Below are 25195 nucleotides of genomic sequence, written 5' to 3'. Positions count from 1 at the left end.
CGTCGCCGTTCCTGCTTTTTCCAGTATTCCGCTGCGATGCTTCCGCAGCGTGTGGGGTCGTTTTTTGCTGGTTCGTCGCGTGCAGCCGACTTGTCATTTTACGGTAAAACGCATAACAATAGTTCATGCATCCAGAATCCTCACGCCAGCGTTTCGACCAGTACCGCCAAGAATTTCGAGAAAAACGAAGCTCCGGTGGCAATCCTCACTCGGCGAGTCCAAGCCCGCACAGCGATCGCGGCACCAACCGCCAGCGCTCCTTCTTCCAGTTGTTCACCGAATTCTGGGGACTGTTGGGCCGATATCGCGGACGCGTGATCCTGGGGCTGGCGACGTTATCGGTGGCCACGCTGCTGCGTCTGGTTCCGCCGGCGGCGACTAAGTTGGCGATCGATTGCGTGCTGACCGATCCAGCCAAACCGATGCCCGGTTTCCTGCAAGGGTTCGCCTGGCCCGAGGAGAAGATGTCGCTGCTGGTAGCGATCGCGTTGGGAGCCGCCTTTTTTACAGCTTGCGCCACGGTGATCCAATTGTGGGGCCGCTGGCTGGCGACGAAGACCGTCAATCAGGTGCAAATCTCGATCCGTCGCAAAGTCTTCGATCACGCGATCCGATTGCCGCTGACCCGAGTCTACAAACTGAAGAGCGGCGGTGCGGCGAGCCTGATCCGCGAGGATGCCGGCGGGATCGCCGATCTGATCTTCAGCATGCTGTACAACCCGTGGCGTGCGATCATCCAGTTCGTGGGCAGCTTGATCATTTTGATGTTGGTCGATTGGAAACTGATGCTCGGCGGGCTGCTGCTGTTGCCCGGCGTCTACATCACTCATCGCACATGGATCAACCGGATCCGGCCGATGTTCAAAGACATCCGCAAGCAACGGCAGCACATCGACGCAGGAGCGACCGAAACGTTTGGCGGGATCCGCATCGTCCGCACCTTTGCTCGTGCCCGCAGCGAATCGAACCGCTTCGTCCGCGAGGGGACGATGTTGGTTCGGCAACAATTGTTCACATGGTGGTGGAGCCGGGCGATCGAGATCATTTGGGAGGTCGTGATTCCGCTGGCGTCGACGGGGCTGCTGCTGTACGGCGGTTCGCAGATCATCAACGGCGAACTAACGCTCGGCGATCTGATGATGTTCCTGGTCTATCTGACGATGCTGTTGGACCCGATCGCCGCGCTAGCCGGCAGCGCAGTCACCTTCCAAAACAACCTGGCGGGGCTCGATCGCGTGCTGGACGTTTTGGAAAGCCCTCGCGAGCTGCCGACCAATCCGACGGCGGTCAGTCTGCGAAAAGAGGAGGTTGCCGGGGCGATCACGCTCGAAAACGTCGGCTTCCACTATCCCGATACCGAATCGATGGTCTTGCAGGACGTTTGCCTGGAGATCCAACCTGGGCAGACTGTCGCGTTGGTCGGACGCAGCGGCGCCGGGAAGACGACGCTGACGAATCTGATCGCCCGGTTTTACGATCCCGTTTCCGGTGCGATCCGCTTGGATGGCCGCGATCTGCGCGACATTCGGTTGGAGAGTTTTCGCAAGCTGTTAGGAATCGTCGAACAAGATGTCTTCCTGTTCGACGGGACGATCCGCGACAACATCGGTTACGCCCGACGCGATGCCTCGCTGGCCGAAGTGCAAGCGGCGGCGCAGGCGGCTGCGGCGGCGGAGTTTATCGAAAAGCTGCCCGAAGGCTACGAGAGCTGGATCGGCGAACGGGGCGTCAAGCTGAGCGGAGGCCAGCGCCAACGGCTGGCGATCGCTCGAGCGATCCTCGCCGATCCGAAGATCTTGATCCTGGACGAAGCGACAAGCAATCTCGACAGCGAAAGCGAACGACTGATCCAAGACAGTCTCGGCTATCTGCTGCAGAACCGGACCTCGATCGTGATCGCTCACCGCTTGAGTACGATCATCCACGCCGACAAGATCGTCGTGATGGAGGAGGGACGCGTCGTGCAAGTCGGCACGCACCAAGAGCTGATGTCGCAAAACGGTCGCTATCAAGAAATGGTCCATCTGCAGATGGAACCGCTGCCGCACGCCAATGGCTCTGCGACCGGCAACCGTCGTTGATCGATTCCGTGATCACCAGTGGAACGGTCGTCCCATGACCGCTCCCTTTCGTTCTTCGATGCCGTTGCGCCGCCGCGGATTGCTGTGTGCAAAACGCGGCGTGCCTGGGGGATCTAGCTCGCTCTGGCGAGCGAACGATTAGTAGCCGCCGAACGGATTGTCTTTATCGCCGCCCGATCCGCCACGCTTGTTGGCTTTCAGGTATTCGAAAACGTTGCGGCGATATTCGTTCGCCCGCTCGCTTCCGTTTCGCCAATATTCGTCCTCATCCTCGTCATCGGATCCGTCATCGGATCCGTCATCCATTCCGCCATTGGTTATATATCCATCCATGGGGGGATCGACGACCACCGGTGGCTCTTCAGCCACCGGTGGTTCGGCGACCGGTGGTTGGTTAACCACGGGGGGATCGACGACCACTGGCGGCTCTTCAGCTACCGGTGGCTCTTCGACAGGTGGTTGGCCAACCATAGGAGGATCGACGACCACGGGTGGCTCTTCAGCTACCGGCGGCTCGACGACAGGTGGATGATTAACCACGGGGGGATCGACGACCACAGGTGGCTCTTGAGCTACCGGAGGTTCGACGACAGGTGGGTAAGCAACCACGGGAGGATCGACGACCACGGGTGGCTCTTCAGCTACCGGTGGATCGACGACGGGCGGGTGATCAACCACGGGGGGATCGACAACCACTGGCGGCTCTTCAGCTACCGGTGGTTCGACGACGGGTGGGTGATCAACCATGGGAGGATCGACAACTACGGGTGGTTCTTCAGCTACCGGCGGTTCGACGACGGGTGGGTGATCTACCATCGGGGGATCGACGACTACTGGCGGCTCTTCAGCTACCGGTGGTTCGACGACGGGTGGGTGATCAACCATGGGAGGATCGACGACTACGGGCGGTTCTTCAGCTACCGGTGGTTCGACAACCGGTGGTTCGACGACGACCGGTGGTGTGGGGTTGAGGATGTCGGAAACGAGTACGGTCTGATCGCTGAAGCGGAGTGTTTCGACAGATCGGATCAGGTCATCGCCATCGGGACCGCTGATCTGCAGCGTTCCGTTGCCGAGGTCGACGATCGAATAATCGTCGCGGTTGCCGCTGAAGTCGGCGAGGTCGTTGCCTTCGCCGCCGTCGATCAAGTCATCGCCAAGGCCGCCTTGGAGGACATCGTTTCCGGCACCTCCCTTCACTAGGTCATCACCCTCTTCGCCCTTGAGCAAGTCGGCACCTTCGCCTCCTTCGAGCTTGTCATCGCCAGCTCCGCCCTTGATCAGATCGTCGCCACTGCCGCCGTCGATCGTGTCATTGCCAGCGCCACCCTTGAGCAGATCCGATCCCGCGTTGCCATTGATCGTGTCGGCATCTTCACCGCCGACCAACAAGTCGTGTCCGTCGGTCCCGTCGATCGTATTGATGACGTCATCCTGACCAGCATCATCCTGACCAGCATCATCCTGACCAGCATCATCCTGACCAGCATCATCCTGACCAGCATCATCCTGACCAGCATCGTCCTGACCAGCATCGTCCTGTCCAGCATCGTCCTGTCCAGCATCGTCCTGTCCAGCATCGTCCTGTCCAGCATCGTCCTGTCCGCCGTCGTCCTGTCCGCCGTCGTAGAAGATGTCGCACGCGTCGTCGCCGGTTTTGCCGAACAGATCGTGGCCGTTGGCACCACAACCGTGGCCACCATCATTGCCACACGAAGGCATGTCGTCGTTGGGTGCGGGCATGTCGTTGTCGACGATATCGCCAGCGTTTCCGCAGGAAGCCGACATCAGCAACATCGGCTCAGTCGTTTCGGTACCGTCGCCGATTGCACGCGGTTTCGGGAGCTCGGGAGCTTCGGTTTCGTTGGATATGCTTCCGAGATATAGATTTTTGATGGACTGAACGAACCGCTTCATACTGTTTTGCCCTTGGACTCGATTGAATAGACGCTGAATGGATCAGGCATCGCGGTATTCGATCGAGCGCCCGCCTGGACGTACCCCGCATCAAATGAACCCGCTACGGTGAACGCTAGGTTTCGTTCCGCCGCCAGGAGCGGTGCGGGGAATCGGTTCGGCTTGAGAAAATAATTGCACAGTGCTGCGATCGCCCAAACCGTTGCAAATCTGCCCAGGCAAGCTAGAGGAGAGCCGGCGTTCCCTAAATCGCATTGCGTCACAACATGAAGATGGACCGTCACGGAAAGGGCGTCCCTGTAGCGATACACGACTGCACTCTCTCCGAAAAACTTGCTAGACGCACGTTTTCCGACCCTCCCGAGCTTCGCTGGGGCAAGTGTGGGGAGCAGCCCCGGCCTGCCGCGTGAGGGCTGTCTTACAAGTTGAAGGCATCGCCTCGCGCTGACTGCTATACTTTCGGGGGTCCTCGTCGATCAAGTGTTCCCGTTTCTTGGGGCCGCTTCCCGCCGCGATCGCGTTGGATCTGTCGCTCCTCCCTACGAATTCACTCAAGAAGGAAAAGGTCCCCGTCATGTTGCGCCGTGTCCCGTTCTGTCTGTTGTTGATCGCCATCGCGATCGCTCCCCTCGATGCTACCGCCGCGGAAAAGCCGACGTTGCGCGCCGGTGCTGCGATGGTCGATATCACGCCTCCGCTTGGCGAACTCGTCGTCGGCAACTGGGTTCCGATTCCCGCTCAACATATCCACGATCCATTGCACGCGAAGTGTTTGATCCTGGACGACGGCAAGAACCGGATCGGTTTTGTCGTCTGCGACAACGTTGGGATCTCGCGCGAGATCTGGGACGAAGCGCGCGAGCAGATCGATCGAGCCGGTGCGATCGACGGCGAAAATCTGTTGATGTCGGCGACGCACACGCACAGCGCCACGCGAGCGACTTCGGAAAAGTATCGCCCGATTCTGGTTGCCGGAATCGTCAAAGCAGTTGCCGAAGCTGTCGAGAATCTCGAACCCGCCAAAATCGGCTGGGGGGCGGGAGAGGAGCCGTCGGAGGTCTTCAACCGCCGCTGGCACATCGGCGATGAGCGGCACCGTCGCAATCCGTTTGGCGGCGTCGATACGGTTCGCATGAACCCACCCAGCGGTCACCCGACTCTGATCAAGCCGGCGGGCCCCGTCGATCCGGAGATCTCGTTTATCAGCGTCCAATCGATCGACGGCCGTCCGATTTCGCTGATGGCCAATTATTCGCTGCACTACGTTGGCGGCATGGGCAAAGGCGAGGTCTCCGCGGACTACTTTGGCGTCTTTTCCCAGCGGATCGGCGAGCTACTGAAGGCCTCCGATAGCGACAAACCATTTGTTGGTATCCTCACCAACGGGACCAGCGGCGATGTCAACAACATCAACTTCCGCGATCGCGGCCGTCCCTACAAGCCTTATGAAAAGATGACCGAGGTAGCGCACAAAGTGGCCGACAAGGTGATCGATGCGCACGCCAAGATCGAATTCCAGGACTGGGTGCCACTGAGCGTTGCTCACCGCGATCTGACGCTCAAGGTCCGCAAGCCGGACGCCGAGATGCAGGAATACTTTGCATCGATCAAAGCCTTGCCCGAGGGAGCTAAGGAATATCACCGGCATCAGAAAAGTTATGCCGGCCGCGTCCAGCGACTGCTGGAAGGTCCCGATCAATGGGACGTGTTGTTGCAAGCGGTGCGGATCGGCGACCTGACGATCGCCGCGATCCCGTTCGAAGTCTTTACGCAGATCGGATTGGACATCAAAGAGAAGGCTCCCTTTGCGGACGCTTTCACGATCGAACTGGCCAACGGCAGCTACGGTTATCTCCCCACGCCGGCTCAACACAAACTGGGCGGCTACGAAACCTGGATGGGAACCAACCGCGTTCAGTTGGACGCCTCCGACCGAATCACCGAGACTCTGCTAGAATTGATGCAGGACCTGAAATAGCCGATCCGCTGATGGAATCGAGAGTTACCGATTCAGTTGAAGTTCATTGGTTGTAGAACGAAAACTGGCCGGGCACCGAGCAATAAAGCTTGGTGACCGGCCAGCGTCAATTTCGAATGCTGCCGTTCGATCTCGCGAACGCTACATCTTGCCCAGCATTGCCTTTGCCTTCGACTTGGCCGAAGCGCCTGAGCTGTTTTTCAGGCTCTCGAAGTCGGAAAGCAGCGCGTCTGCTTTGGCGGGATCACTCGCCTTCATCTCCTCTAAGGCCTTCTGAAGCTCTTCAGCTCCACTGCCGAGTTCGCCGGATTCGGCGACCTGTTCAAGCGTGGCTTTTACTGTCTGTGCCGCTGGTGTCGCAGTCGGTTGGACCTTTACTGGTGCCGTACCCGATCCGCAGCCGATCATCGCAAGAGTCAGTAAAACGCCGAAAACACAACGTCCCATCATTTCCATTTGTCCTTAGTCCAGTTGAAGGTGTGATTGCAAGGGTTTGCAATTCAGCGAGTCTAGTCGAGCGAGATGGCTTGACCGTCATTACGATTGCCCAAGTGGCAATACGTTTGTCCATTGATCGTCTCGGCGACAAAGCGGACCGAGCCATCGGCCAAGCCGTGCATGGCACCGCCAGGGTGCTGGCTTCGCGAAGGAAAGACGCCTTCGCTGTCCATCCATCCGCAACCGCTACAGGGCTGGCAGTTGGGGTATTTCCAGTTTGGTGGGGCTACGGTGTTGAAGACGGTTTGGGTTGGCATCGGCGCCATCCAATCCCGACCAGCGTGACTGTGGTGGTTTGCGATGGCAGCTTCACAAGCCTGGCCATAGGTTTCAATGTCACCTGGGCTGTAGAGTTCTCCGGTTACTGGCCAAGCCTTATTCGTGCCTGTCCATCCGATAGCGCGAACTACGTCGCCGGGGCGATAGAAGTTGTTGTCGTGGTCTCCCAACAAATGTTCTGCGACCATCACGGTGTTGGAGGTTCCGTCTTTAACGTCGGCCATCCGACGTTCAAATCCGGTTTCGCGACCAAACATACCGTTGTTGTTTGCATTGGTTCCGGTCCATCCCAACGCACAGCCTTCGCTAACGGCGTAGCTGCAGTTGCCCGTGTCTGCACCGGAATTCGATCCGTCCGACGGGCACATGAATGCATCGATTCGAGTTCGACGTGGTGTGGTGAACGGGTCGACACGCCAACCCTCGTGCAATTGTGGGGCAGTGGTCCACATTGCGCTGATTTGATCATAAAGCGGTTGCTGCTCCATGAAGGGCAGGATCATTGTGTGCGCACTGAATCCTTCCCAGTGGCTGCATGTTCCAGCGCTACTTGTGAAGCGGTTGGTGTAAATCGGGAATTTTTTGTACGTGTCGTGGTAATTGTGGAACGCGAGCGCAATGTTCTTCATGTTATTAGAACAACTCATACGCCGGGCTGCTTCGCGAGCAGCTTGGACTGCTGGCAACAGCAGCCCAACCAAAATGCCGATGATTGCAATCACAACCAGCAGCTCAACTAGGGTAAAACCTTCGCGTTTGCTTTTCATAAGAAGATATCTCTCAATAGAAAAGGAAGAATGTGGCCCTTGCAGCCGGGTCAAGGGCACCAGCTAACCATTAAATCGGTATGATGTATGCGTGTCAATGATTTCTTTTGGAGCCCTTTTTTGGTTGGGATACAATTTGCGGGATGAGTAGGAAGAACAGTCGTGTCGCTTGCACCGCCAAACCCGCTTCGCCGCAGCAAGTGCCTGGCAGCAAACGACGTACGGCCGTAGTGGGGGGCGTGGTCCTCGTTCTGCTTGTTCTCGTGGCCTATCTGCAAGGAGGGTTTGCGCTCTGGCCGCTGCAAAATGCTCGCTCGGCGATGGATCGGCGGGATCATGCATCGGCGATCGAGGCGTTGCAGCTTGCGGAGTTTTGCAATGGTGATCAAGTTTCCATCGATCTGCTGAGGGCGAGGATCAGTCTGCGGCGTGGAGATTTGGCGGAGACGGAGTTGCAGCTGCGCCGCGCCCAACAGCACGGGGCAAATTCTCGCGACATCGAACGAGAAAAACTTTTAGCGGCTGCGCTAAATGGGGAGTTGGAGAAGATTGAGCCCGAGTTGAAGGCTTGGCTCGAATCGCCGGGGACCGACGGCGCCGACATCTGCGACGCCTATACCCACGGTTTGGCAAGCCAAGGTCGGCTGGAGGAAGCTCAGTTACTTTTGGAAGCTTGGCAAACGGGGTTTCCCGAAGATCCCAAGCCGCATGTGAAGCGAGCGAGGATTGGCGAATACGCGCTGCAGCAGGACGCGGCGGAAGAGGAGTACCGCCGCGCGTTGGCGAAGCAGCCCAGCTACGCACCGGCGATTTATTCGTTGGCTCGCCTGCTTTTGGAACGCAAGCGGCCCGAGGAGGCGTTGGAGCTTTTTCAGCTTTGTCACAAGGTCTCGCCCGACACTGCCGCTGCGGCGCAAATCGGTGAAGCGAGGTCGCTGGTGATGTTGGGCAACAGCGACGATGCCCGCGAAATTCTCCAGCAGGTTGAAGACTACCAGCCGCAGCAGGTTGTCGTCGCTTTTCAGCGTCTTGGTTTCCAGCCCGATGGCGATCCCGCGGCGTTTGAACTGGGGAAGTTGGATTCCGCAAACGGCGATTTTGCTGCCGCCCTTCCTCGGCTGCGGCGGGCTGTGTCAGCGAATCCTCATGATCTCGATGCGCGTTATGCGTTGGCGATCGCATTGCGGGGGCAAGGTGAGCAAGCCGAGGCGGAGAAGGAGTTCGAATACGTCAAAACCGTCCGGCAGGAGCTTGCGAAAACTGAAAATCTACGGACGTCTCTCGGCACCGACCCGACAGACAACGAGGCGCGGTTTCAGGTGGCGATGATCTATCTAAAGTACCAATCGCCAAAGCTCGGGATCTTTTGGTTGCAGAGTGTGCTCGCTCAGGATCCTCGGCACTGGGGTGCGCACGACGCTTTGGCGACCTACTACGAAAACAATGCCGCTCGCTCGCCATCATTTGCGGAGCTTGCTAGGCGTCATCGTGGATTGGCAAACGAGATTCTCGCTGTCCCATCGGAATCGACATCGGTAGTCGTGCCGTGATCGATCGCCTAGGCTTTGGTTTGACTCACACTTCACCTACCGCCCCGTCTTGATCCCAGGTTGCAATCGTGCGAACACTTGTCGTTTCAACGCTGATCCTGCTGTCGATTGGATGCTCGCGATCGACACCCGATCCCCAACCCAGCAAGGATGAAGTCAGCGATCCTATCGAGACGATTCAGTTGGATGACGTTACGGCCGGTAGCGGTGTCCAGTTTATGTATCGTCATGGTGGGCTGGAGACGACCAATAGTATCCTGGAGGCGTTGGGCGGCGGCGTGGGGGTCTTGGATTACGACCGCGACGGGCACTGCGATATCTTTTTTCCCGGTGGTGGAGTGTTGGCCGCCGGTGAAACACCGGGCCCGCGACCAAGCGGATTGTTTCGCCAGCATTCAGCGTTTCAGTTCGACGATGTGTCGGATGATGCATCGATCGCATCGTCCCAGTTCTATACTCACGGTTGCGCGGTCGGCGACTTCGATAACGATGGTTTCGACGATCTGTTGGTAACCGGTTACGGCGGTCTGCAATTGTTTCAAAACCAAGGGGACGGAACCTTTCGCGAAACGCATGTCGATCGCGGACTCAGCGATTCGCTGTGGAGCAGCAGTGCGGCGTGGGGCGATCTCGATGGCGATGGCAATCTCGATCTGTACGTTGTCCACTACGTCGATTGGTCGTGGGAAAACGACCCCGATTGCACCGATAGCAGTGGAGTTGCAGACATCTGTCCGCCGCGAAGTTTTTCGGGAGTCGACGATGTTTTGTACATGGCCAATGGCGATGGAACGTTTCGCGATGCGAGCGAGGAGATGGGGCTCGTGCCAGGCGGGAAGGGACTTGGAGTCACCGTCGCCGACCTCGACCTCGACGGCGATCTCGATGTCTACGTCGCCAACGATACTGTCGACAACTTCTATTACGTGAACGATGGTAATGCGAAACTCTCCGAAACCGGCACCATCGCAGGCTTGGCAACCGATGATCGCGGCGTCCCTAACGGAAGCATGGGCGTGGCCGTCTTGGACTTCAATCGCGATCAGCGGCCCGATCTGTGGGTGGCCAATTATGAAAACGAATCCTTTGCGCTCTACCGGAACGACGCGAGCAATGTCTTCACCCATGCCAGCCAGTCGGCCGGGATCTATCGGTTGAATTCGACCAACGTCGGTTTTGGTACAGTTGCTTGCGACATCGATCGCGATGGCGACGAAGACCTTGTCGTCTCCAACGGTCACGTGATCAAGCGTCCCACCAGTGGTCTCGTCAAACAGAAACCGATTCTGCTTCAAAATGAGGGGAATAGCTTTCAGCGAGTCGCGTTTGCTGAGGACGATTACTTCGGCCAATCGCATCTTGGTCGCGGGTTAGCATCGGCCGACTTTGACAACAACGGAATGCTCGATTTTGTCTTCTCGCATAACAACGCCGACGCCGCGTTGATCCGAAACCGAACCTCTTGCGAGACGCATTGGTTGGGAGTCCGGTTGATCGGGCGTCGTTCGAATCGGTCGGCGATCGGTGCCAAGATCTACCTGCAGACATCCGCCGGGCCCCAGTTCCGGACGCTCGCCGGTGGCGGCAGCTATCTGTCGCATTGCGATCCACGCGTTCTGTTGGGGATTCCAGCGGGAGCCACGGCAGAGAGTCTTCGTGTCGTCTGGCCCAGCGGCGCAGAGCAGCAGATCGAAATCGACCAATTGGATCGCTACATCGATGTGATCGAGCCGGCGGATGCGGCAAATTGAAACTGTGGGTTGCCCCGCTGGCCGATCGCCTTTTGATTGCCTTTCACCAACCGCTGGCGTAAGATCGAAGTGACTTCCGTTTGGCGATCTCGCGTCAATCGACTCTTGTTACTCGATCTTTCCGGCTCGCATCGTTCGAGCCTTGTGAAATGGCATCACCCAAATTGCGTTATGCAATCGCTTGGGAAGCAGCTCGGCTGCTGTACGATCACGAAGAATCCGAATACTACCGAGCCAAGCTGAAGGCGGCGCGGCGGGTTCAGAAATCTTGGGTCAAACCGGCCGATCTGCCTAGCAATGCGGAGATCCGCGACCAGGTCCAGATGATGGCGCGGATGCACGAAGGCGATCTCGGGCATTCCCAGCGACTGCACAAGATGCGGCTGCGAGCTCTGTGGTGGATGCGTCAGTTGCAGGCGTTCCATCCCTATCTGATCGGCAGCGTGCTGACCGGGCACGTCCGCGATGGTTCGGACATCGACATCCATGTCTTCGCCAGCAATCCGCAGTCGATCTTGCTGCACGTCGAAGAGACGGGGAGCGGTTGCCAGATGGAACGCAAGCGAGTTCGCAAGGATGGCGAGGAACGCGTCTTCACGCACATCCATCTCCGCGACGAATTTCCCGTCGAACTGACGGTCTACCATCCGTCGCTGATCGGCCATCGTTTTAAGAGTTCGATCACGGGGAAGGCGATCGAGCGGGCCAGCCTACCGCAGTTGCAGCGGTTGATCGAACTGGAGCACGGCCAGGGGATCGACCAGCAGGATCATGCGTTGGAGGAAGCCGAATGCCAAGTCGATCGGTTTCAGTTGTACGAGTCGTTGTTGTGGCCGCTGGAGAACGTCAAGCAGAATCTGAAGTATCATCCCGAGGGGGACGCGCTTTATCACAGCTTGCAAGTCTTCGAACACGCTCGCGATGAGATGCCTTACGACGAGGACTTTCTATTGGCGGCGCTGCTGCACGACGTTGGCAAGGCGATCGATCCGCAGGACCATGTGGCTGCGGGGCTCGAAGCGCTCGACGGATTTATCCAACCGCGGACCGCTTGGTTGATCGAGCACCACATGTTGGCTCACCAGTTGCGCGATCGAACACTCGGCGCCAGAGCGCGTCGCCGGTTGGTGGAACATCCCTGGCACGACGACTTGGTGTCGCTATCGGATGCCGACCGGCTGGGGCGCCAGCAGGGAGTGCAGGTGGATGATGTCGGCGATGCGCTCGACTATATCCGTAGTCTGGAAACGATGTTTGGCTAGCGACGGAGCGTCGGTTTCCAAGGATCGACAGCTGGAGCGGTGCTGGGAAAGTCGACCGGTTGTCGGCGGTCGGCGACCGGGGTGGGGGCGGTCTGGTCGGTGTTGATCGCCAGTCGTTTTTCGAGGCTCTCGACGCGCTGCGTCAAAACATTGTTGAGCAGTTCCAGGCGATTGGCTCGCTCGCGCTCGTAGCGATAGTCGGCGAGCAGCCGTTCGGATTCCGATTCTAGATGAGCCGCCTTGTCGCGTCCAAACAGGCTGCAGCCTGTCGATGCCGGTAACAGCATCGCGACGCACAATAGAAAAACGGCTTGGGGGTTCATCGACGAAGCCTGAACGGAAATGCAGGGAGGATCCGCAGCGAGCCGCGCGGATTTATTCCCCTTTTTAGCCGTTCATGCCCAATGCACTCAAGATCGTTTCGGTCAACGAACTGATCGGGCTTGTCGTTTCGCTGTAGGTCCAGAGATTGCGGACCAGGTCGGTCGTCATCATCCCACCGACGCTCATCATCACCAGGATGCCGGCTAAGGCGGAAACGTTCCAGACCGAGAAGGGGACTTCATATCCGGGGGCCACCGCGGCGGCTTGTTGTACCGGAGCGTTGGCGACGATCAGATCCTCTTCGACGCCGTCGGCAACCAGGCCAGCTTCGTCGATCCCCTGCGCGTCATCCGCTAGCAATTCGTTTCGTTCGGCCCAGCCGCGGCCGTCCCCGGTGGACGGATCGACAAAGCCAGCGTCGCCGAGGTCCATCGCGGCACCAAAGGCGTCGGACTCTTCGACTTCGATCACTTGGGAAGCGCTATCGTCGTCGGCTTCCAGGCCGATTCCCGATGGCGAAAGCTGAAACTCCTCGTCCGCTTTGAAATCGACAAGCGATCCGCTGCCACCGGCCGATCGACCGCTGCTGCCAGGTCCCGAACCGGGAGTCACGCCGCTGCCGTCGCCGCCGAGATCCAGTGCCGAAATGCTCGATCCGGCCAGGTCCAACGGTTCGCTTTCCAGCGACAGACCGCTGTCCGAAGGGCTCATCAGATTGATACCGCTGTCGCCGACGACCGAAATGTCGCTCCCCGCGCCGCCGAGAACCAAGTCGTCGTCGTCGCCGGAGATGACCAAGTCATCGTCGTCGTTTAGGGCGTCATCGATATCGGAGATGCCCGAAAGAGCCGACTCCATGTCCAGGTCGCCCAGCAGCGAAGGTTCGCTATCGCCGCTGATCAGGCTGCCCGAACCGCCTTGATCGACGCCCAGGAGGTCGAGTTCGGAGAGGACATCGTCGCCACCTCGATTGGAACCGCTTTTTACGGGAGGGTCGGAGAGGTCGATCTCGTCGTCGCTGTCCTCCATCAGTCCCAGGTCGCCAATCGAGTCGTCGGCGTCGCTGTCGGCCCCCAGTGAAATCTCCGGGGGATGGATGGCGCTGTCGCCCTGTCCCGATCCGGCCACGTCGTCGAAGTTCAGGTCCAGATCGCTGCCGCCGGTCGCCGGTTCGGCAAGCGAGAGGTCGACGTCGCCCATGTCGCTGCCGCCGTCGTCGGCGAGGCTGAGATCGATGTTACCGCCATCGGAAGGACTGTCGTCGGCGAGGCTGAGATCGAGGCTCAAGTCGACTTCGTCGTCGGCGGCGGGAGATTGTTCTGGGCTTGCCAGTTCCAGGTCGCCCATCGAATCGTCGGCGAGGCTCAAGCTGATCTTATCGGCGGCGCTCTCTTCGGAAGCTCCGCTGTCGATGGCCGAGTCGTCGCTTTCGAGCTTTAGTTCGTTGGCGATGATTTGCACATCGCTGTCGCTGCCGGCATCGTCGTTGGATCGAGCGACCAACGCGACGTCGCTCCCCTGCCCTTCGGGTTCACCGCCGATTTCCAAATCGCTGCTGTCCGATGGCGAGCTGTTGCCGCCAATGATTCGGCTGCCCGACCCGGCGCCTTGTTCGGTGACGAGGATCGACGATCCCTCATCGTCGTCGCTGATGCCAAATCCGGTGTAGATCCCCGAATCGCCTTCGATCCCATCGGCCAACAGGCGGTCGATCTCGTCCTTGGGAAACTTCCAACTGGCTCCATCCTTAAAGGCACGGACATCTCCACTGGAACGCATTTCAACCAGCTTTTCGGTTGGAATGCCCAACAGCTGTGCAGCTTCTTCGAGGGGGATGAATTTGTTTGCCATGACCTACCGAACCAGTGTCTGAAAAGGAAGAGAAGCGCGATGTTGATTCACGTTCCACTGGCGGCCCTTTGGCAAACGTCAGACCGACCGGCCTAACGCTCAACCATCTGCCGGATTTCGGTCGGCAGCGGCGCAGTGGCGTTGTATTCGTCTAAGGAAAAATCCCAGGTCAGTCGACGACTGCTTTTCAGCGTAATCTGACCTGTGGGGCCATCTATATGATACACCAGCATCGTGCCGCGAGTAGCATTTACGATTGTAATCTGCTGGCCGTCGTTTGCTTGAGGATTTACAAAACCGAGCAATTCTCCAGCTCCAGCCACCAGGGCGGGCCGCGATGCCTCGGGTTTCGTCTGCGTCTCGCCCGCTCCCGAGCCCGGCGAAACATTCGCCAATACGAGAGTGAACACCGCAATCACAAGTCCCAGCCATAACCGCATCGCACCAATCTCCCTATCTTGTGCCATCTGCGGAAACATCCTTCACGGCATTATGAGCCGTTGCTCGAAAGCTTCAAGCGCTTTCGGCGTCGGTCTGCCGCGCTGTGCCGCTACGAAGGATATTTGCCGCACAATCGAATCAGTCGTTTAGACCGACGGTTGTAGGTCGGTCGGGCATCCAACATCAAGATCGATCTGTGCTAGCAAGCGATGCGGTTTCGCCAGGAAGTTGAACGATAGGTTATGAAATCGCCCCCTGCTTGGGTTCAGTTGCGCAAACTTTAACGATCCAATCAAGTTGCACGTTTGTAACGGACGATGACGGGTTGAAGTGATAGGTGTGCCAGAGTCTCTCTGGCGCACGGTTCGGAATCTCGCGTGCGAACGAAGGTCAACGATGGCAGGTCGAAACAATTTGGCTTCGAATAGTTGGAGTGGTCTCGCTAGCGTCGCCCTGGGCCCCTTGGTCGCGGCGATCTTCTATAGCGTTCTGTATGTTTCCCCGGTCCCTTTCCTGCACCGCTACTTCATGGGGCACCCGGTCGCTTATGCGGCGACCGTGCTGTTTTTTGTCGCCCTGGTCGGATTGATCGTTCGGCATCTGGATACGCGTCGCCAGCTGGGAATCGTCGCCGGTCTGGCCGACAGCGAACTTAAGCCAGCCGAGCGGACGTCGTCGGATTTGGGAGAGCACGTCACTCACTGGCTCGATCATTTGGCTCAGTTGCCGCGCAGCGAGCGCGGTTGCCAGTTGGTCCATCGCCTGGAAGATCTGCTGGGCCGCCAGCAACGCCGCAAAACGACGCGTTTCTTGAACGACGACCTTCGCGATGTCTCGGATCGCGAAGCGGATCAATCGCACGATAGCCTGCAATTGGTGCGGATCATCGTCTGGGCGATCCCGATGTTGGGCTTCCTGGGAACCGTGGTCGGTATCACGCAGACGCTCGGTGGCCTCGACTTCAGCGACGGCCAGAACGCCGTCGACAACTTAAAAGCCGGCTTGTACGTCGCCTTTGATACAACGGCGTTGGGGCTGGTCCTTTCCGTGATCGCGATCTTCTTGCAGTTCCCTGTCGAGAAGAAGATGAATCACTTGATGGCGACTCTCGATCAACGGTCGATCGAAATCCTCTCGGGCGGTTTCCCCGAAGAATCGACTGCGGACCAACCTCTGCAGGCGATTGCCGAAATGAATCGGGCCGTCTTAGCGTCGGTCAATCAGTTAGTTGAAACGCAAGCCGAGCTGTGGAAGAAGACCGTCGATTCGGCTCACGACCACTGGACCAGCGTCGTCGGTAACGCGGGCGACCAAGTGCAATCGGCGCTCACCGAAGCGATCGAGCTGACACTGCAAAGCCACGCCGAGCACGTCGACAAGACTCACCAAAACGCTTCGCAGCAGATCGAACAACGTTGGAAGCAATGGCAGACCGCGCTCAGCGACAACGCGCGGGTTCTGATGGTGCAACAACAAACACTCGCCCAACAGAACGAATTGCTGATCGGTACCGCCGACCGCGCCAAGGAATTGGCCGAGGTTCGCGAACTGCTGCAGACCAACACCGCGGGACTCTCCGCGATGCCCGAGATGAGCGACGCGATGCGTTCGCTGGCCCGCGCCATCGATCTGATCGTCGATCGTGTTCCATCGCAATCCAATCGGAGTAAAGCGGCATGAGCAGGCGCAGACGCCCTGGTCTAGCGCCGTCGCTGTTTCCGTTCCTTGCGGTGCTCGTCTGTACGCTAGGCACACTCATATTATTGCTCGCTTTGGTCGCCAAAGATGCCAAGGAAAGCGCCGAACAAGTGGCTCAACAGCAGCGTCAAGAGATGCTGCAAGAGGTCACCGAGGTGGCGCAGCAGGAACGTTGGCGGGCCGAGGAGTTGCAGAACGTGCGCGACCAGCAGACCCAAGTGCTCGAAGAGCGGCGGTCGGAGTTGGCTCACGTCGAAGATCACCTGCGCCGTGTTAAGCGTCAGTTGGAAGCGTTGCAGTCGGAGATTCGCAGCGCTCTGGTCGAGGATACCGATGAAGCGGAACTGAAGTCGAAGATCGAAGAGCTGACGGCCGAGATCGAAGACAAAAAGGAATCGTTAGAAGATCTGAAGGAACGCAACGCCGGGCGGCGGCCTCGCGTCGCGATCATGCCTCACCGCGGTCCTAACGGAACCCAGCGGCGGCCGATCTATCTGGAGTGTTCGGCGAATCAAATCGTTCTGCAGCCCGAAGGGGTTCGGATCACGATCGATGAATTGCGTGGGCCGACGGGGCCGGGCAATCCGTTGGATGCTGCGCTCCGTACGATCCGCAACTACTGGGAATCGCAAGGGACCAGTGGCAGCGAGCCTCCGTATCCGCTGCTGATCGTCCGTCCCGATGGGATCATGGCCTACACCGCCGCTCGCGTTTCGATGACCGCCTGGGATGATCAGTTTGGTTACGAATTGGTCCCCGCGGATGTCGAGTTGGCGTTTCCGAAACCGGATAACGTGTTGGCCGAACGAACTGAAAAAGTGGTCGCCGAATCGGTCCGCCGCCGCGCGACAATGATCAGCGCCGTGCCGAGTCGATATCGACAGGGGCGTTCGGGATCCGATCCGATTGGCGAAGCGATCGACGACGCCACGCAGCGTCAAGCGACAGGATTCGCTAGTCGTCGCAGCGGCAATCATCCCGGTCAATCGCCAACCGGTTCGGGCTATTCCGGCGGCAACGGTTCGGGAATGCAAGAACCGATGCAGCGTTGGAACCAGAACCTCGGCTCTTCGATCGCAAACAGTTCCGACGGATCTTCGAATCGGTTTTCAGCGGGAACGCAGCAGGGGCAGCCTGGTTCGCCGCAGCAGTCAGCGTCGGGATCGAAGCTCGGCCAGCCGAATTCTTCGCAGCAGACGGGCCAATATCCGCCCGGGACGACGGGTTCTAACGATTCGTTGTCGCTGTCTCCTCCGACGGGCGATGGCAGCAACTTTGGCAGCCCCGGCGCGATGCAGGGACCTGCTGGTGGCAACGAGACCGGTAGCGATTATGGTTCCTCCGATACCGGCGCAGGGACCGAAGCGGATGCGTCTGGACAGTCCTCCGACGCCGCGGGTGGAATCGCTGCCGATGGCAGTGTCGCCGCGGGGCAAGCGTCGGCGCAGCAGATGGGATCGGGAAGCGACGCCAGCAGCGATCCCGATGCGGCGCAGAACGCCAGTGTTTCGGCAAGCGTATCGGCGAGTGCTCCGTTGTCGCAGCAGCGTGGCCGCGGTTGGGCGATGCGTGGCAGCAAAGGAGCTTCCGACGGACCGGCTGTCGTCCGCAACGTCAAGGTTCAATGTTATGGCAATCGATTGGTGATGATCGGCGATTCGACCAACGACACCGACGTGATCCTCGTCGATCCTGCCGACCCATCGGCCGCGGTCGTGCGGTTGGCGGGACTCGTTCGGCAACGCGTCGACAACTGGGGCTTGGCACTCACCGGCGGTCGTTGGCAACCGGTTCTGCAGGTGGCGATCGCTCCTGGGGGCGAAGCCAATTTTAACCAGCTGAATACCCTGCTTCATGGAAGTGGGATCGGCGTCGATGGAAGGAGCGTGCGATGAGTCGACGTAAGCGTTCCGATCAACTCTCCGGCGGGCACGATTCGTTCCTCGATATCGTCGCCAACCTGGTCGGCATCCTGATCATCTTGGTCGTGATCCTCGGTGCGCGGTCGCATCAACTGGCTCAAGAGATTGAGATCGAACCGCCGACCGAAGCGGAGTTGGCGTTGATCGATCGCGAGCATCGGACCGCGTTGTCGGTCAGCCGCGATGTCGAGCGGTTGGAGAAATCGATCAGCGCCTACGACGGCGAACTGGAACATCGCCGCAAGGAACGCGAGGTCCTGATGCAATTGCTGGACGTGGCTCAGCAGCAGTGGGAAGAATCGCTGGCGGAGATGGACGAGCAAAAGCAAAAGACGGCGGCGCTGCAACGCGATCGCGAGATCGCCGAAAACGAACTGGCTGAACTCAACGCCCAAGCATCTGCTTTGGAAGAGGTTCCCGAATCGATCGTCGCCGTCGAACACTTGCCGACGCCGATGGCCAAGACCGTCTTCGGCGACGAGGTTCACTTCCGCTTGAAGGACGGTTTGTTGGCGATGGTCCCGATCGACGCGTTGTTAGACGAGATCAAAGAGGATTTCCAGCGGCTGGCCAGCAGTGCGCGAAGCGGCGACAAAGAGTCGTCGGTCGGTCCGATCCGCGATTTTGTCGCTCACTACAGCATGCAGATGTCACGAGAATCGGTCGCTCGCGGTGGCCAGATCGGAATGGCATCGCGCGTGCAGGTGGCGGAACTGATCATCGAACCACTGCGCGAACCGATCGGCGAACCGATCGCTCAAGCACTGCAGCCACAATCGCAATTGGCCTATGAACTGGCTGGCCGCGATCCCGCCAGCACGACCGTCACGGTCTGGGTTTATCCGGAGAGTTTTGCTCAGTTCCGGCAGGTCAAAGAGTATCTCTACCGAATGGGCTTCGCCACCGCCGGTCGCCCCCTGCCGCACGGCCATCCGATCGCCGGCAGCCCCTCGGGCTCGCGATCTCAGTCGCAGTAGCCAGAACGCTGGCCAGTATCGGGAATTAGCCGCCACGCGTTAGCGTCCGGTTCTGTTGGCAACCGGACGCTAACGCGTGGCGGCTGATGTGCGCGTCGGCAGCATCGTTCGCCCGTTGGCTACGCTTCGGCCATGTCGCGGGCGTGGTAGCTGCTGCGGACAAACGGTCCGCTGGCAACTTGCTTGAAGCCGAGCTTCTTGGCGATCTCGCCCAGTTCGTCGAATTCCTCCGGCGTGATGTATCGCTGAACCGGCAGGTACTTTTCGCCCGGTTGCAGGTATTGGCCGAGAGTCAGGAAGTCGATGTCGTAGGCTCGCATGTCGGCCAGCGCGTCGAGCAGTTCGTCGCGGGTTTCGCCGAGCCCCAACATCAGGCCGCTCTTGGTTTTGATCGTTGGATCGAGCTCTTTGACGCGACGCAGCAACTGCAGCGTCCATTGGTAATCGCTCTTCGGACCACGAACGCGGCGATACATCCGCGGCACGGTTTCCATGTTGTGATTGAAGACCTCCGGACGCGCTTCGACGACGCGGTCGAGTGCTTCTTTGCATTGCACAAAGTCGGGAGTGAGGACTTCGACAGTCGCTCCGGTCCGCTCGCGGACCGCGGTGATGCATTGGTAATAATGATCCGCTCCGCCATCGGGCAGGTCGTCGCGAGTGACGCTGGTGATCACGACATGCTTCAGCCCCAGTCGCGCCGCAGCTTCGGCAAGCCGTTGCGGTTCGTCCACCTCCGGCTTTTCCGGTGGCCGGCCGCGATTGACGGCACAGAATCCACAGGGCCGCGTGCAGATCGCTCCCAGGATCATGAACGTCGCGGTTTTCTGCGAGTAGCATTCCGAGCGGTTGGGGCACTTGGCGTTGTCGCAGACGGTTTCCAGACGCAGTTCGTCCAGCAGGCCAGCGGTGAAGTTGTTTGCGTTTCCCTTGGGGACTTCGCGCTTGAGCCACCGCGGCAGGCGACCGGAACCCGAGACGGGAGTGTTTGGATCGGGGATCGGGTCGGCGACAACTGGTAACCGAAATGCCATCTTTGAAATACTCTTGTGGAGGTTTTCTAACGTCGTTTTGCTTGTTCTTCGCTGCGCGGGTGCCGCTTTGGGATCGCTCCGAATCGCACCGGGCCAATCGCATTCTAGTGCTTCGGGGCGTTGGCGTCGAAGGGCTCCCCTCGCTTATGCAAGCGAATCCCGTCGCCATGCCACAGGATCTTCATGTCTTCAGTCGTCCATTGTTCGCGGCCGATCGAAGGATCGCCGACGATGAAGTTGCCGTTGGGGAGGCGGCCGAAACAGACGACCGAGTGCCCAAGGCCTGGGATCCAGCCCCAGTTGTGTTCGTAACGCGGGTCTTCGACGCCCGTCTTGGGCAGTCGCACCATCAGCAATACCGGCCACTGGTCGTCGATGATCAACTGATCCAGCGAGGGAGGAACGATCTCGACTTCCAGATCGTTGGCGTCGGCGAACAGTTTGACACCGCGATACAGCCCCAGCGAAACGGTGCCACGATTGTCGGTCAGGCAGGCCGTCATCAGATCGCTCTCGTCGACGTCGACTCCGTTGGCTCGCAACAGCGTCGCCGCTGCGGCAGGGCTGCAGGAGGACCAAGAGGTCTGCAGCGCCACGCCCTGGCTCCACGTGTTGCCGCCCGGTTGCGGTGGCCTCAGGATGAAACCTTGTAGCGGCCAGAAGACGGTGCCGAAGGAGAGCAGTCCCAGTAGGCCCGATGCCAGCAGTTGTCGCCAGTGAGGCGTGTTGGGCAGGCGATAGGCGAGTCCCGCGGAGATCGCTGCAGCGATCGGGACGACGTTGGCCCAGACGATCACTGCCGAATGCGGAATATAGCGAGCCCAGACGATCAGCCCGGTGCTGTAGAAGACATTGCCAAAAGCCCCGATCAACAGGATCGCCATCGCGGCGGTGCGCCATACGCCGCTGGGCTGCGGCGACCTTGCAACAAGCAGTCCCAGCGTGAGCGACACGACCAGGACGATGCCAATTGCTGTGAAAATGTCGGTCATGTGAGGTTGGAAACCAGTCGCTCGTAGGTCCGTTCGGCACTTTGCGGCCGGCCTTCGTTCTCCAGTTCCAATTGATACAGCTTTTGACCGCAAGGCGTCGGGTATTTCCCGGTGATGCAAGCTTGGCACAGCTCTTCAGCCGGCAGCCCGATCGCGCGGGCGATCGCTTCGACCGGCAGGTAGCGCAGCGAATCGGCACCCAGTTCGCGAGCCATCTCGCGTTGACCCGATTCGGTCAAAGTGGCGTTTTCGAAGTAGCGCGGAGCGATCAATTGATCGATCGTGCTCATGTCGATGCCATAGAAGCAAGGGGCGACGATCGGCGGACTGGCAACGCGAACGTGGATCTCACGAGCCCCGCCCATATCGCGGATGCGATCCAACAGGACTCCCATCGTCGTGCTGCGAACGATCGAATCCTCGACCAAGAGGACCCGTTTGCCTTCGAGCACTTCGCGAAGCGGAGTGTATTTGGTCGACGCTTTGACGCGTCGCGCTCGGCCGCCTTCGATGAATGTTCGGCCGGAATACCGGTTTCGGATCAGTCCCTCGCGGCTGGGGATGCCCAGTTTGTAAGCCATTGCGTCGGCAGCGGCTTTGCTGGTGTCGGGGACCGGGACGACGATCGTGTCCTCGGGATCCAACGAGATCTCGCCCGATTCGATTTCGATGCGAGCAAGCTCTTCGCCCAATCGCGTGCGGCTCAGATAGACGCTCTTCTCGTCCATCGTGCTGGCGACGTTGGCGAAATAGATCCATTCGAAGAAGCAGTGCGCTCGGCTCTTGCTCTCGCAAAACGGCTCGATTCGCAACCCTTCTCCGGGAGTCACCAGGGCGGCGTGCCCCGGCGGCAATGTCTTGATGTCTTCGGGTTCGAAGCCCAGGTTGACCAGAGCGACGTCTTCGCTAGCGGCGGCGAACAGGCTGCCGTCAAAGGCGTAACACATCGGTTTGATCCCCAGCGGATCGCGGGCGACAACCATTTCGCCAAGCGCCGTCAGGAAGGCCATGCTGTAAGCGCCGTCGAAGTCTTTGGTCGCTTTGCCCAGTAGATCGATCCAGTCGGGCTTGCCTTCGCTGTTGCTCAACAGGCGGCCGACCTCATGCAGAATGATCTCGGTATCGGTGTCGCGCGACAGGTGATGGTCGCCATCAGCCAGCAAGCGATGCTTGAGGATTTGATAGTTCGCCAGCTGTCCGTTGAAACAGAAACTGAACCACTTCCGCTTGTGAATGTGCTGGCGTTCGAACGGCTGAGCGTAAGAGCGGTCGTCTTGGCCGCAGGTGGCATACCGTACGTGGCCGATCGCCGCGCGGCCGGCTAGCGATCGCATCATCGATTCGCTTTTGGCCCGATGGCTCAGTTTAAAAACTTCGGAAACGGTGCCGATGTCTTTGTACGTTGCCAGGATCTCAGGCCGCTTGGGATGAAAGCTGGTCATCCCGGCCGCCAGTTGGCCACGGTTCTGGATGTCCAGCAGCATCCGAGGCATCAGCCGCGAGATCTGCGACGGACCTTGGTCCGGACACATCGGGCTGGGTGCCGTACGTGGAAGATGGTAGATCGCCGCAACACCGCACTCGTGATGTATTTCGCTCATCCAGGCCTTCGCCGTCGTTGTGCATTTTGAGGGCTCGCAAGCCGAGCCGTTCATGTAAGGGGACACTATCGTCTTAATAAAGTCTACTCATCCACGCCGTTTCGGCAATTCCGCCGTATTGCTTCGACTGCGGTTAATCCGCGGTCGATCGGCAGCAAACACGTGAATCGCTTGCCCGATCCCTATCGGCACAACAGGTTTTCTTTCCCAACATTTATGTAGATTGCGGAATTCGGTAACCCAAACGTCGCCTCACAGCTAGCCAACCAGCCTCGGCAACTCCAGTTGCTCGGAGGCCTTGCGGAGGGTTGTGGTAACTCGAATTGGTGGATGTTGCGATCCGATTCATGCCCCACTCCGCCGCTCGCCAGCCGAGTTTGTCGCTTCGGCACCAACCAAAAAAATACCACCAGGAAGCGCAACCAAGTGATTTCAATACCAGCAGGAAGCGCAAGCGAGTGGTCCCCCCACGCCACCACGAAACGCAATCAAGCGATCACAAATACCAGCACGAAGCGCAAGCGAGTGATCCCCCCACGCCACCACGAAACACAAGCAAGCGATCTCAAATACCAGCACGAAACGCAAGCGAGTGGTCACGAGAAATTGAAGGTGCGTCACTCGCTTGCGCTTCGTGCTGGTATGGGTGCCGGATCACGATCATTCGCTTGCGGTTCGTGTGGGTAAGAAAATTCGGCGTTTGTTGTCCAGACTTGCCGTTGGAAGCCATATAAAGGAGAGAAGAGCCGCCGTGTTTCCGATTCCGATGGAACCCGTTATGTCTTTTCCCAACCGCTTGAGTCTCGCCGCGTTGTTGTTTGCATCGGTGTTCGCTCGACTTGCCGACGCGCAGACGTTCGACCTGATCGTGCCGGGATCCGGTCTGCGCTCGACCGCGCAACTGACGGCGGATCGATTGGTGATCGTCGATGCCAATGGTCAGGCATCGATTTACGATCGTGATCCGCAACTCGACGCCAACGGCTACGCCGCGTATTCGAGTCAGGCGATGGGCCAGTCGATTCGTTGGCCGCTGCGTGGTGCAGGCAATATGCAAGTCGCTTCGCTGGCCGGACCGCTGGGGAGCATCGCATTCCGGTCGACGCAGATGATCGTCTCGCCGCGCGGCAACGGTGGTCTCAATCCTGGCGTACCAGGCGTGTTGCCCGGCAACCAGGTTGGACCGCAAGCTGCGGGCAATCCCAGCAACGACCCCAAATCGGTGTACGTGATTGAATCGGCACTCGGCCCCGGGTTGCTGCTTTCCGTTGCACCACTAGCTGGCGCCAATGTGCGGATCGAAACGCAAGCCACCGGCGGGCAGAACGTCTTCTTTCGGTTGCTGCCAACCGACAGCGGTTATGTCTCGATCGTGCCGATGAAGGATCGGGGGCTCGCGATCGGGATGGCGACCGGCCTGGCCGGGAACCAGGGGAACGCTCAACTGTTCGATCGTCGGATGGGCGGCGGCGATGCAATGCAGTTTCGCATCGTCCCCGACAACGCTGGCTTCGTGACGCTTGAACTGCGAGCGAATCGCGATTTTGTCATCGACGTCGTGAAGCCGCGCGGCGGTCGCCCCGCAAGTGTTGGCATCTTCACTCGCCATGGTTTGCAGAATCAGTTGTTCCGCCTGCAGCGAGTTGGCGCGATGGGGAACCTGCCACCGAGCGGCTTCCCGCCGCCGATCGGCAATCCCGTTGGGCCGGTGCTGATTTCGAAGACGGTCGAGTCCAATCCGCCGCTGGCACCGGTCCAGGTTCAATTATCGAACTCTCACGCAAACGCTTTGTGGGTGCTGGTGACCGACTTGCGCGATCCCGACAATTCGCAGCGGCTGAAGATCCCGGCGGGAGAGTCGCGGCCGGCGACCTTCGAACGCGATCCGGGGTCTCGAGTTGTTAGTCTGCTCGAGGTGCTGCAGCCCAACGGAGTGCGGGTTCGTGAAGAATCGGTCGTCGATGTGCCGCCGCAGCCGCTCTACGACATCAGCGTCTACGAGATGATACCGCAATCGGTCTACATCGATCGCACTCAGCCCGGATCGGCGCCGGAGATCCAGCACGCCCCGCGAAGCGTTGGCTTCTTCCAAGTGCCAGCGACTTTTGAGGGCGGCCGCAGCGATGTCTATCGAGCTGCCAAGCGGCAGAACAATTCCGGCGGCGTGCGAAGGCTGGAACTCAAAGATTGGGATTGGGACGAGGGCGATCCAGAAGACGCCTTTAGTGGGCGGAACTCATCGCGTTGATCTTGTTTGACGCAAACGCTGGCA

General features: G+C 59.2%; 18 protein-coding genes. 9 read left to right on the top strand and 9 right to left on the bottom strand.

The window, feature by feature from the left end; translation table 11 throughout:
• Positions 1-125: 125 nt before the first annotated feature.
• On the top strand, positions 126-2081 hold the full coding sequence (locus tag CA51_RS24620) for an ABC transporter ATP-binding protein (RefSeq protein ID WP_145123760.1): 1956 nt from the start codon (positions 126-128) through the stop codon (positions 2079-2081).
• A 138-nt stretch (positions 2082-2219) separates the two neighbouring features.
• Here the strand turns inward: CA51_RS24620 and CA51_RS26010 are convergent, their stop codons facing one another.
• Positions 2220-3878 (bottom strand): calcium-binding protein, encoded by a 1659-nt coding sequence (locus CA51_RS26010; protein WP_197451449.1) that lies wholly within the window; start codon positions 3876-3878, stop codon positions 2220-2222.
• Positions 3879-4572: 694 nt separating this feature from the next.
• Between CA51_RS26010 and CA51_RS24595 the strand changes: the two genes are divergently transcribed.
• The gene (locus CA51_RS24595) at positions 4573-5976 is read left to right on the top strand and encodes a neutral/alkaline non-lysosomal ceramidase N-terminal domain-containing protein (RefSeq protein ID WP_145123759.1); all 1404 of its coding nucleotides are present in this window, start codon (positions 4573-4575) and stop codon (positions 5974-5976) included.
• Positions 5977-6117: 141 nt separating this feature from the next.
• Here CA51_RS24595 and CA51_RS24590 read toward each other — a convergent pair whose 3' ends face one another.
• Both CA51_RS24590 and CA51_RS24585 read right to left on the bottom strand, forming a co-directional pair.
• Positions 6118-6432, bottom strand: a complete 315-nt coding sequence (locus CA51_RS24590; protein ID WP_197451448.1) for a hypothetical protein — start codon at positions 6430-6432, stop codon at positions 6118-6120.
• 53 nt (positions 6433-6485) lie between these two features.
• Positions 6486-7574, bottom strand: a complete 1089-nt coding sequence (locus CA51_RS24585; RefSeq protein WP_145123757.1) for a DUF1559 domain-containing protein — start codon at positions 7572-7574, stop codon at positions 6486-6488.
• An 89-nt stretch (positions 7575-7663) separates the two neighbouring features.
• On the opposite strand from CA51_RS24585, the gene CA51_RS24580 reads away from it, so the two are divergent.
• The 3 genes from CA51_RS24580 (at position 7664) to CA51_RS24570 (ending at position 12083) form a co-directional block, all read left to right on the top strand.
• Positions 7664-9070 (top strand): tetratricopeptide repeat protein, encoded by a 1407-nt coding sequence (locus tag CA51_RS24580; RefSeq protein ID WP_145123756.1) that lies wholly within the window; start codon positions 7664-7666, stop codon positions 9068-9070.
• A gap of 68 nt (positions 9071-9138) precedes the next feature.
• Positions 9139-10821 carry a CRTAC1 family protein gene (locus tag CA51_RS24575; protein WP_145123755.1) on the top strand — a complete coding sequence of 561 codons (1683 nt, stop codon included), beginning with the start codon at positions 9139-9141 and terminating at the stop codon, positions 10819-10821.
• 149 nt (positions 10822-10970) lie between these two features.
• The gene (locus tag CA51_RS24570) at positions 10971-12083 is read left to right on the top strand and encodes an HD domain-containing protein (RefSeq protein WP_145123754.1); all 1113 of its coding nucleotides are present in this window, start codon (positions 10971-10973) and stop codon (positions 12081-12083) included.
• On the opposite strand, the gene CA51_RS24565 is transcribed toward CA51_RS24570, so the two are convergent.
• The 3 genes from CA51_RS24565 to CA51_RS24555 all read right to left on the bottom strand — a co-directional run bounded on the left by CA51_RS24565 (position 12080) and on the right by CA51_RS24555 (position 14725).
• On the bottom strand, positions 12080-12406 hold the full coding sequence (locus CA51_RS24565) for a hypothetical protein (protein ID WP_145123753.1): 327 nt from the start codon (positions 12404-12406) through the stop codon (positions 12080-12082). The two genes, CA51_RS24570 and CA51_RS24565, sit on opposite strands and share 4 nt — an antisense overlap.
• A gap of 64 nt (positions 12407-12470) precedes the next feature.
• A complete protein-coding gene (locus CA51_RS24560; protein WP_145123752.1) occupies positions 12471-14258 on the bottom strand; it encodes a helix-turn-helix domain-containing protein in 1788 nt (595 codons plus the stop codon).
• A gap of 92 nt (positions 14259-14350) precedes the next feature.
• On the bottom strand, positions 14351-14725 hold the full coding sequence (locus CA51_RS24555; protein ID WP_145285396.1) for a hypothetical protein: 375 nt from the start codon (positions 14723-14725) through the stop codon (positions 14351-14353).
• Positions 14726-15095: 370 nt separating this feature from the next.
• Here CA51_RS24555 and CA51_RS24550 point away from each other — a divergent pair, with 370 nt between their 5' ends.
• The 3 genes from CA51_RS24550 to CA51_RS24540 are packed head-to-tail and all read left to right on the top strand — an operon-like array spanning position 15096 to position 19296.
• A complete protein-coding gene (locus tag CA51_RS24550; RefSeq protein ID WP_145123750.1) occupies positions 15096-16379 on the top strand; it encodes a MotA/TolQ/ExbB proton channel family protein in 1284 nt (427 codons plus the stop codon).
• Entirely contained in the window at positions 16376-18292 is a 1917-nt protein-coding gene (locus CA51_RS24545) for a dermokine domain-containing protein (RefSeq protein WP_145123749.1), read from the top strand. Before CA51_RS24550 ends, CA51_RS24545 begins: the two co-directional genes overlap by 4 nt.
• Positions 18289-19296 (top strand): hypothetical protein, encoded by a 1008-nt coding sequence (locus CA51_RS24540; protein ID WP_145123748.1) that lies wholly within the window; start codon positions 18289-18291, stop codon positions 19294-19296. The genes CA51_RS24545 and CA51_RS24540 overlap by 4 nt, the downstream gene beginning before the upstream one ends.
• A 119-nt stretch (positions 19297-19415) precedes the next feature.
• Here CA51_RS24540 and lipA read toward each other — a convergent pair whose 3' ends face one another.
• The 3 genes from lipA to CA51_RS24525 form a co-directional block, all read right to left on the bottom strand.
• The gene (gene lipA, locus CA51_RS24535) at positions 19416-20330 is read right to left on the bottom strand and encodes a lipoyl synthase (RefSeq protein ID WP_145123747.1); all 915 of its coding nucleotides are present in this window, start codon (positions 20328-20330) and stop codon (positions 19416-19418) included.
• Positions 20331-20434: 104 nt separating this feature from the next.
• Positions 20435-21322 carry a cysteine peptidase family C39 domain-containing protein gene (locus CA51_RS24530; RefSeq protein WP_145123746.1) on the bottom strand — a complete coding sequence of 296 codons (888 nt, stop codon included), beginning with the start codon at positions 21320-21322 and terminating at the stop codon, positions 20435-20437.
• Positions 21319-22923: an amidophosphoribosyltransferase gene (locus CA51_RS24525; RefSeq protein WP_145123745.1), complete on the bottom strand. Its 1605-nt coding sequence runs from the start codon at positions 22921-22923 to the stop codon at positions 21319-21321. The genes CA51_RS24530 and CA51_RS24525 overlap by 4 nt, the downstream gene beginning before the upstream one ends.
• A 778-nt stretch (positions 22924-23701) precedes the next feature.
• On the opposite strand from CA51_RS24525, the gene CA51_RS24520 reads away from it, so the two are divergent.
• A complete protein-coding gene (locus tag CA51_RS24520) occupies positions 23702-25171 on the top strand; it encodes an RICIN domain-containing protein (RefSeq protein WP_145123744.1) in 1470 nt (489 codons plus the stop codon).
• The last annotated feature ends 24 nt before the right edge of the window (positions 25172-25195 follow it).

The sequence above is a fragment of the Rosistilla oblonga genome (assembly GCF_007751715.1).
Lineage (GTDB): Bacteria > Planctomycetota > Planctomycetia > Pirellulales > Pirellulaceae > Rosistilla > Rosistilla oblonga.
This window is presented reverse-complemented; position numbering and strand designations above follow the sequence as displayed.

What these genes read in the sequence shown, in the direction of transcription:
- CA51_RS24620 (WP_145123760.1), top strand. Translation starts at nt 126, where the DNA reads ATGCATCCAGAATCCTCACGCCAGCGTTTCGACCAGTACCGCCAAGAA.
- CA51_RS26010 (WP_197451449.1), bottom strand. Translation starts at nt 3,878, where the DNA reads ATGTTGCTGATGTCGGCTTCCTGCGGAAACGCTGGCGATATCGTCGAC.
- CA51_RS24595 (WP_145123759.1), top strand. Translation starts at nt 4,573, where the DNA reads ATGTTGCGCCGTGTCCCGTTCTGTCTGTTGTTGATCGCCATCGCGATC.
- CA51_RS24590 (WP_197451448.1), bottom strand. Translation starts at nt 6,432, where the DNA reads ATGGAAATGATGGGACGTTGTGTTTTCGGCGTTTTACTGACTCTTGCG.
- CA51_RS24580 (WP_145123756.1), top strand. Translation starts at nt 7,664, where the DNA reads ATGAGTAGGAAGAACAGTCGTGTCGCTTGCACCGCCAAACCCGCTTCG.
- CA51_RS24570 (WP_145123754.1), top strand. Translation starts at nt 10,971, where the DNA reads ATGGCATCACCCAAATTGCGTTATGCAATCGCTTGGGAAGCAGCTCGG.
- CA51_RS24565 (WP_145123753.1), bottom strand. Translation starts at nt 12,406, where the DNA reads ATGAACCCCCAAGCCGTTTTTCTATTGTGCGTCGCGATGCTGTTACCG.
- CA51_RS24560 (WP_145123752.1), bottom strand. Translation starts at nt 14,258, where the DNA reads ATGGCAAACAAATTCATCCCCCTCGAAGAAGCTGCACAGCTGTTGGGC.
- CA51_RS24555 (WP_145285396.1), bottom strand. Translation starts at nt 14,725, where the DNA reads ATGGCACAAGATAGGGAGATTGGTGCGATGCGGTTATGGCTGGGACTT.
- CA51_RS24550 (WP_145123750.1), top strand. Translation starts at nt 15,096, where the DNA reads ATGGCAGGTCGAAACAATTTGGCTTCGAATAGTTGGAGTGGTCTCGCT.
- CA51_RS24545 (WP_145123749.1), top strand. Translation starts at nt 16,376, where the DNA reads ATGAGCAGGCGCAGACGCCCTGGTCTAGCGCCGTCGCTGTTTCCGTTC.
- CA51_RS24540 (WP_145123748.1), top strand. Translation starts at nt 18,289, where the DNA reads ATGAGTCGACGTAAGCGTTCCGATCAACTCTCCGGCGGGCACGATTCG.
- lipA (WP_145123747.1), bottom strand. Translation starts at nt 20,330, where the DNA reads ATGGCATTTCGGTTACCAGTTGTCGCCGACCCGATCCCCGATCCAAAC.
- CA51_RS24530 (WP_145123746.1), bottom strand. Translation starts at nt 21,322, where the DNA reads ATGACCGACATTTTCACAGCAATTGGCATCGTCCTGGTCGTGTCGCTC.
- CA51_RS24525 (WP_145123745.1), bottom strand. Translation starts at nt 22,923, where the DNA reads ATGAGCGAAATACATCACGAGTGCGGTGTTGCGGCGATCTACCATCTT.
- CA51_RS24520 (WP_145123744.1), top strand. Translation starts at nt 23,702, where the DNA reads ATGTCTTTTCCCAACCGCTTGAGTCTCGCCGCGTTGTTGTTTGCATCG.